The 7,507-nt window shown below is 42.2% G+C and carries 7 protein-coding genes and 2 pseudogenes; 5 read left to right on the top strand and 4 right to left on the bottom strand.

Annotated elements, in window-relative coordinates:
• Positions 1-244, bottom strand: a 244-nt coding sequence (locus tag L3556_RS12455) for a ParA family protein (RefSeq protein WP_277867663.1), incomplete at its 3' end; no start/stop codon positions are given.
• Between the two features lie 557 nt (positions 245-801).
• Between L3556_RS12455 and L3556_RS12450 the strand changes: the two genes are divergently transcribed.
• Genes L3556_RS12450 through L3556_RS12440 form a run of 3 tightly spaced genes read left to right on the top strand, consistent with a single transcriptional unit; the run spans position 802 to position 4,617 of the window.
• Positions 802-3,840, top strand: a complete 3,039-nt coding sequence (locus tag L3556_RS12450; protein WP_277867662.1) for an ATP-binding protein — start codon at positions 802-804, stop codon at positions 3,838-3,840.
• A gap of 1 nt (position 3,841) precedes the next feature.
• Positions 3,842-4,330: a DUF7680 family protein gene (locus L3556_RS12445; RefSeq protein ID WP_422110784.1), complete on the top strand. Its 489-nt coding sequence runs from the start codon at positions 3,842-3,844 to the stop codon at positions 4,328-4,330.
• A complete protein-coding gene (locus L3556_RS12440) occupies positions 4,327-4,617 on the top strand; it encodes a DUF2887 domain-containing protein (protein ID WP_277867660.1) in 291 nt (96 codons plus the stop codon). The genes L3556_RS12445 and L3556_RS12440 overlap by 4 nt, the downstream gene beginning before the upstream one ends.
• 480 nt (positions 4,618-5,097) lie before the next feature.
• On the opposite strand, the pseudogene L3556_RS12435 reads toward L3556_RS12440, so the two are convergent.
• Positions 5,098-5,709, bottom strand: a pseudogene (locus L3556_RS12435) (transposase); the annotation flags it as partial.
• Between the two features lie 51 nt (positions 5,710-5,760).
• Positions 5,761-6,162: a transposase gene (locus L3556_RS12430; RefSeq protein WP_338405742.1), complete on the bottom strand. Its 402-nt coding sequence runs from the start codon at positions 6,160-6,162 to the stop codon at positions 5,761-5,763.
• 96 nt (positions 6,163-6,258) lie between these two features.
• Here L3556_RS12430 and L3556_RS12425 point away from each other — a divergent pair, with 96 nt between their 5' ends.
• A complete protein-coding gene (locus L3556_RS12425; RefSeq protein WP_277867658.1) occupies positions 6,259-6,915 on the top strand; it encodes a transposase in 657 nt (218 codons plus the stop codon).
• On the opposite strand, the gene L3556_RS16345 is transcribed toward L3556_RS12425, so the two are convergent.
• Positions 6,851-7,261 carry a transposase gene (locus tag L3556_RS16345; protein ID WP_422110783.1) on the bottom strand — a complete coding sequence of 137 codons (411 nt, stop codon included), beginning with the start codon at positions 7,259-7,261 and terminating at the stop codon, positions 6,851-6,853. The genes L3556_RS12425 and L3556_RS16345 overlap by 65 nt on opposite strands.
• A 96-nt stretch (positions 7,262-7,357) precedes the next feature.
• Here L3556_RS16345 and L3556_RS12420 point away from each other — a divergent pair.
• Positions 7,358-7,507: pseudogene (locus tag L3556_RS12420) on the top strand (IS4-like element ISAva3 family transposase); the annotation flags it as partial.

The following is a 7,507-nucleotide window of genomic DNA, read 5'->3' as shown; positions in this document are numbered from 1 at the left end:
GCCTAGCAGGGGTATCGAGGACTAAATATGACTTGCCCGGAATATGCCGGGATGCTGCTTTCTCGTTGGTCACGATAAAGGCTTGCTGACGATTGCCTCTATCCGACCACTTTTCACAGGTGCGATTCGGGTCGGAGTCAATTAATAAAGTTGGTGTAGATTTGCTCAGGAATGTTGCCAGGTGGATCGCTGTTGTGGACTTGGCAATCCCGCCCTTAAACCCAGTCACTGCAATGATTTTCATAATGAAACTATGAAGCAATGAATCTATGATTGCATGAAATTATCAAAATAGTAATACCATTTTTAATAAAATCATGCAATGATACTTGAATGCTGAGATGGGTCAACGACCTCACCCACAAGGGGTTCAGGCTTGCCTCTAAAGCCGAAGACCTAGAAACATCCGGCAGATTGACCGCTGCCTGTTCCTCTGTCCCTAGTAGGGTAGTGGAAAGTATGTCGTCGTCTTTATGCTTCTTCGCTGCATTCCAAAAAGTGACGGGGAGTGTCAAAGGGCACTTTCTGTTAATCCCATTTCCTGGGCGACGTGGCTGACTGCTTCAGAATCGCCACGGTTACTGACCTATGGTTAGAGAAATCGGCTTTTTGTTTGGCGATAAATGTTCGTCTTGGTTTTTGGGGCATTTCGACTTTCTCCTGCATTGGCGACTCTTCGAGTTTGTACACTTTTTTCAGTTAGGGTCAAAGATACCTAAACATTTATGAATGAAAAAACGCATAATGTCAGGTAAGCCTAGGGTCTTGAGTCTCTGACTTCACTACATTAAAAAATAAGTTATGTCTATTCCTACCCTTTTTGAAATTTGCGATCCTCGTCCAGATGTACTTGCTGGAGCGATTGCTGAATCTAGTTTTGCTGCAGACTTAGCAAGTGTGATTCGCAAAACAGCACCCCCCGACTATCTCGATCCAGTGCGATTTTTTGCCAATACCCACCCAACTCAGGGATTGCAGGAACTTCTTACTTGCATTTGTCAGAGACTTCAGGGAACAAATACCCAAATCGGCTCTATTTTCCGGCTTGATACAAACTTTGGTGGGGGTAAGACCCATGCGCTGATTGCTCTCTATCACGCTGTTAGAGGGATGGCAGGCGTTAATAATATATCTGAATTTATTGATCCAACTCTTTTGCCTACTGGGACAGTTCGAGTTGCTGCCTTTGATGGTGAAAATGCAGACCCTACTAACGGCCGGTTCTTAGAAGAGGGAATTTATGCCAAAACTCCTTGGGGCGAGATTGCCTATAATTTGGCCGGCCGGGCTGGTTATGAGCGGATCAAAGCCAGTGATGAACAAGGGATTGCCCCAGGTGCAGAGACGATTCAGGAATTGTTTGGTAATGAACCCACTTTGATTTTGCTAGATGAATTATCAATTTACTTACGCAAGTTAGATGGGAAATTAAAAGCTCGTGACCAGGCCAGTAACCAACTCACTGCTTTTTTAACAGGACTGTTTAAGGCCGTTGAATCCTCACCTAATGCGGCTCTAGTTTTTACTCTAGCCATTGGCAAAGAAGGAAAAGCCATTGATGCCTATGCCGATGAAAACCGGATGATTGCCACAAAAATGGATGAGTATAAAAGTGTAGCTGCCCGCAAGGCCACTGTGCTGGATCCAACGGCAGAGGATGAAACCGTTAAAGTCTTGCGCCGTCGCTTATTTGGCAGGATAGATGACACCCAGGCCGAGAGCGTGATTCAAGCCTATAAACAGCTATGGGAGCAGAATCGAGGGGGCATCTCTCAGACGTCAGACCTAGATAAACGGCTAGATGCTTTTCGCCAGGGGTATCCCCTCCACCCTGAACTGATTGAAACATTACGGAATAAGACCTCAACCCTAAATAACTTTCAACGTGTCCGAGGAATGTTACGCTTTTTAGCCCGGACAGTTGCTCAACTTTGGCGGGAAAAACCCCAAGCCACCCATGCAATTCATTTACATCATCTTGATCCTGGAGAAGAAAATATCCGCCGGGAAATTACGACCAAATTAGAACTGAAAGAATATTTACCAGCGATTCGATCTGATGTTGCCACGGTTGGCGAAGAAGAACCGGCTTTAGCAGAAGAATTAGACCAGGCCCACTATCGGGGGTTACATCCCTACGCCACCTATGTCGCTCGGACAACGCTATTTCACTCCCTGGCTTTTAATGAACAACTCAAGGGAGCAACTACGGATCAGTTACGCTATTCGATTCTTGCCCCAGGCCTGGACTTAAGTTTTATTGATGATGCTGTGCGGCGATTTGTCCAAAATTCAGCATACCTAGACGACCGGCCTAACGCCCCTTTACGATTTTTGGCTGAAGCTAATCTGACCCAAATGATTCGCCGCCGAGAACAACTGATTGATCCAGGGGAAATCCGGACTCAACTGAATGACCAAATTCGTCAGATTTTTAGCCAAGGTAACACCCTAGAGGCCGTCTGTTTTCCCGCTGGTCCCTACGACATAGACGACAACGAAAATAATGGCAAGCCTTATCTAGTCGTTATTGGCTATGAAGCTGAGACCATTCAGAGTTACTCCATTCAAATTCCAGAACTGGTGGAGCGAATTTATTGTAATAAAGGGAATAGTGGCGACCTACGAATCAATCGTAATAACTTAGTATTTCTTTGTGCTGACTCTGACAAAGCTGAAGAAATGCGCCAGAAAATGAGTCGTCATCTTGCCCTACGAGAATTAAAGCGGCCCGAAACCCTTTCTCAACTAGCAGAACATCAACAGGCAAAGCTCAACGAACTAGAACAAAAATCTAAAACAGAAGTCACAACTGCCATTCAACAGGCCTACCGCTATTTGTTTTATCCCTCGCGGGCCAAGCTAGACGGAGCCGGCGTTGATCTGAATTATGTGGCGATTGAAGTTCAGGATGCGTCAGACCGCCCAGGCCAGGGACAAGGCTATGTGATTCGTAAACTGCGGGAGACCCAGGCCAAGTTGCGGCTACCAGAGGATCAACCCGATTCACCCACCTATATTCGAGATCGGACACCTTTACGGCGGGGACAAATTTCCACAGCGACCCTACGCCAAGAGTTTTATCGAGATCCAAACTTGCCGATCTTAGTAGGTGATCAAGTCTTCATTAAAGGCCTTGTCCAGGGGATTGAAGCAGGTGTTTTTGTTTATCGCAGTGGTGAATTAATTTGGGGCCCAGGCCAGCCGGCGGCCAGCATCAAAATTGACGAGAACTCCTATATCTATACCCTTGAATTTGCCAAGGAAAATCGGATTTGGCCGATCCAAGTTCCTGAAATATTAGATATTACAATCCCATCTCCCACGCCTCAAACCACAACAACTTCCACATCAGGCCTGGATATCTCTCTAATATCTGATCCAATCCCACAAGACACTCAAATATTCACCGCAGAAGGGCCACTCCGCCAAGCGCTCACCCAGGTTTGGGAACAGGCCCGCACTGCGAAAGTTAGTGGCATTTCTCAATTACGGATTCTACTCTTTAATGCCGATGATGCCTTTATTTTGTTAAGCCTGATCCGGGTAGTACGAGGGGTAACGGTCAAGATCAACCTAGATGGAGACTATGAAACATCGGCGGGCAGTGCATTAGAGTTCAAGTTTGAGGGTGAATTAGAGGATGCATTCCGGGTAAAGGATTTTCTGCAACCCCAAATACGAGCGGCAGCCGATAAGAATTTAGAAGCCACCTACACCGTAAACTTTAACGAAGCCCTTGACCTAACTCATAACGCACCTGAAACCTTAGCAGAACAGTTATGTAAGCAAGGTAATGGTTCTGCCCATGTCACCGCCCAAGCCGAGGCAAATGGTTAATATGCAAACGTTAGAATTGGTTAAATCAGAGCCAAAATCCCCGATATCCCTCCCAGGCCAACCTCAGTATCAGTTACGAGCTACTCATTTGGGAGCAGCCAAATTGCAATTAGAGATATGGCAACTCCCGGCCCGGGCCACCCCCCACATTACCCACCCGATCCGACTAGCAGGACTGAAGGGGCGTAATTTTGCCTTAATTGAACACCGAGTTCTCAGACGCTTGAAAAAAGCAGACATGGTGATTGCTGCCCTTAAGCCTCAAGAATCTGAAGTGCATCCAATAGATGAAAATTTAGCCTTAATTTTGGGTTTAATTTTTCGGGTTCTTGCACCCATGCGGAACCGGGATAAGATGCTGGCTTGTGTGGAAGGGATTGAAGTCATGAGCAGGGAAGAAGCGGCCTACTGGTTAGGGATGGCAATGCACAGAAAAAAACCGCGCCGTGTCTTAGCAGCCTTACGCATTTTGCTGACTGAGGCCGGATGACGACCGATTCCCTTTTTTATCAAATTTTTCAAACTATCCCGGCAATCTTTTTTCAACTGGTGGGAGTCGCAATGATCCGATTATTGATAACACCAGAAGAATCTGCCCTATCCGAAGCCAGAACTTTAATTGAGCGGGTTTACCATGAAGAGGTGGTAGGGGTATCAACCCAGAATTTACTTGAATTAGTCGAAACCTTGATTGTCTATAAGTTCAGCACCCTAACTCGGGAGAAAATTGAAGCCATGTTTACCCTCGATGAACTCAGATCAACTCGCTATTTTTAAGACTAAGGTCATTTGGGGCTTTAATTACAGATCATGGCCATGCTATTCCTAAAAAACAGCCCGATATCTCATCACGCCTGCTAATTTCCGTTCCAAGACGAGGAGAGCCAGAGTTCAAGGTGGCTAGCTAGCTCTTGACCGTCAAACCTTAAGCCCAAAATCCCCTAATCCTATTATTAGGAGGAATCAATCTGGCTTCCTGCCCAGAGTCTTTATTCCAACGTTTTCAATGGTTGTGGCTTCTTCCGTAATCTCCCACCCATATAATTCTATAAAAGAGAATATAGAATCGACGCCTAAATCTTGTTTCTCAGTCAAAAAACACATTAATTACTGAAATAATTATTCACGTGTTTCAGTGATTAATGATTTCAGTAATAATTTTACTTCAGCTAGTTCTCGACTTCATCTCTCAGGATTTCATTATCGATTTTGGGACTCAAAGCAGAAGTGTTGAAAGTCGTAATAAAACTTTACACTTCAAGAGACAAGTATCTCCGGTTGCCAGTCAAAGCTCCAGTGGATTACTGAGCAGCGTCGACTGAGTTCAAATTGTAAATAGCGTAGTTTGTCCAATAGCTTATGTCCATAGAAAATAGGAATCTCTATCAACTCTAAGATTAAATATGCAATCAGTATCATATAAATCTGATTTGTTACGCCATTCAAGCTTTTAGTAATTAGTTTTTCTAAACATAAGTGCATCTTCAGAAATTTCCATAATGTTTCAATTCCCCAGCGATGTCGATAGAGTTCGGCAACCTCTTCATCACTCAATCCTTTGAGATTTGTTGCTAATCGGTATTCTACGCCACTGTCAATATCATAGAATTGAACGATTCGATAACGGTCGTGATTCAGGTCTGTTTTCATATTGTTTTTAATTCGCACTATAAATAAGTGATTTAGTTGACTTAACTCATCTAAAAAGTCCCAGCCAGCAAACCCTCTATCCATTAGAGCGACTGCATTATCCGGTATCATTGTCAGAATGTAGTCTCTAAATTTTGCATCGTGCTCTTGTCCAAAGTTGATCAGACATTCACTGGTGATATTCTGAGTTAAATTAAATCCATTGATTAACTTAACTTGATGATACCCTTGCTCCCAAAAAGCTTACTGGTTAGGGTAATCACTGTTGAGTCAATGGGAAATAAGATGTGCTGAAAGGCAGAATTTTCGTTTAACTTTCTCAATTAGTTGAGCATAGATTCGCTGAAAAGAGCCATCCGTTCGAGTTCCATAGAAAATAGGAATCTCTATCAACTCTAAGATTAAATATGCAATCAGTATCATATAAATCTGATTTGTTACGCCATTCAAGCTTTTAGTAATTAGTTTTTCTAAACATAAGTGCATCTTCAGAAATTTCCATAATGTTTCAATTCCCCAGCGATGTCGATAGAGTTCGGCAACCTCTTCATCACTCAATCCTTTGAGATTTGTTGCTAATCGGTATTCTACGCCACTGTCAATATCATAGAATTGAACGATTCGATAACGGTCGTGATTCAGGTCTGTTTTCATATTGTTTTTAATTCGCACTATAAATCAGAAGTGTTGAAAGTTAGCTTAAAGAAGAAAAAAAGGGTAGAAATATAGTATTCTACCCTTATATAAATAAAAAAATGTGAGTACATCATGGCATCATTTTCAAAAATTGTCAAATCAATTTTTAAGTCACTTAGCCGTTCTGACTACCCAGTTCTTAACTCTCAACTGAATTTCAAAATCTGGCTAACCTACATCTTAGATGCAGGCTTGACCAGCATGAGAGCATTGTTTTATCGCTTAAACAAGTCAGGAATAAATGTGCATATGTCCACATTTTCAAAAGCAAATAAAACTCGAACGGATGGCTCTTTTCAGCGAATCTATGCTCAACTAATTGAGAAAGTTAAACGAAAAAATTCTGCCTTTCAGCACATCTTATTTCCCATTGACTCAACAGTGATTACCCTAACCAGTAAGCTTTTTTGGGAGCAAGGGTATCATCAAGTTAAGTTAATCAATGGATTTAATTTAACTCAGAATATCACCAGTGAATGTCTGATCAACTTTGGACAAGAGCACGATGCAAAATTTAGAGACTACATTCTGACAATGATACCGGATAATGCAGTCGCTCTAATGGATAGAGGGTTTGCTGGCTGGGACTTTTTAGATGAGTTAAGTCAACTAAATCACTTATTTATAGTCAGAAGTGTTGAAAGTCGTAATAAAACTTTACACTTCAAGAGACAAGTATCTCCGGTTGCCAGTCAAAGCTCCAGTGGATTACTGAGCAGCGTCGACTGAGTTCAAATTGTAAATAGCGTAGTTTGTCCAATAGCTTATGTCCATAGAAAATAGGAATCTCTATCAACTCTAAGATTAAATATGCAATCAGTATCATATAAATCTGATTTGTTACGCCATTCAAGCTTTTAGTAATTAGTTTTTCTAAACATAAGTGCATCTTCAGAAATTTCCATAATGTTTCAATTCCCCAGCGATGTCGATAGAGTTCGGCAACCTCTTCATCACTCAATCCTTTGAGATTTGTTGCTAATCGGTATTCTACGCCACTGTCAATATCATAGAATTGAACGATTCGATAACGGTCGTGATTCAGGTCTGTTTTCATATTGTTTTTAATTCGCACTATAAATCAGAAGTGTTGAAAGTTAGCTTAAAGAAGAAAAAAAGGGTAGAAATATAGTATTCTACCCTTATATAAATAAAAAATAGTGAGTACATCATGGCATCATTTTCAAAAATTGTCAAATCAATTTTTAAGTCACTTAGCCGTTCTGACTACCCAGTTCTTAACTCTCAACTGAATTTCAAAATCTGGCTAACCTACATCTTAGATGCAGGCTTGACCAGCATGAGAGCATTGTTTTATCGC

Source organism: Candidatus Synechococcus calcipolaris G9 (genome assembly GCF_029582805.1).
GTDB classification, from domain to species: domain Bacteria; phylum Cyanobacteriota; class Cyanobacteriia; order Thermosynechococcales; family Thermosynechococcaceae; genus Synechococcus_F; species Synechococcus_F calcipolaris.
This window is presented reverse-complemented; position numbering and strand designations above follow the sequence as displayed.

Excerpts from the sequence above, each read along its gene's own strand:
- L3556_RS12450 (WP_277867662.1), top strand. The coding sequence starts at position 802 with ATGTCTATTCCTACCCTTTTTGAAATTTGCGATCCTCGTCCAGATGTA.
- L3556_RS12445 (WP_422110784.1), top strand. The coding sequence starts at position 3,842 with ATGCAAACGTTAGAATTGGTTAAATCAGAGCCAAAATCCCCGATATCC.
- L3556_RS12440 (WP_277867660.1), top strand. The coding sequence starts at position 4,327 with ATGACGACCGATTCCCTTTTTTATCAAATTTTTCAAACTATCCCGGCA.
- L3556_RS12425 (WP_277867658.1), top strand. The coding sequence starts at position 6,259 with ATGGCATCATTTTCAAAAATTGTCAAATCAATTTTTAAGTCACTTAGC.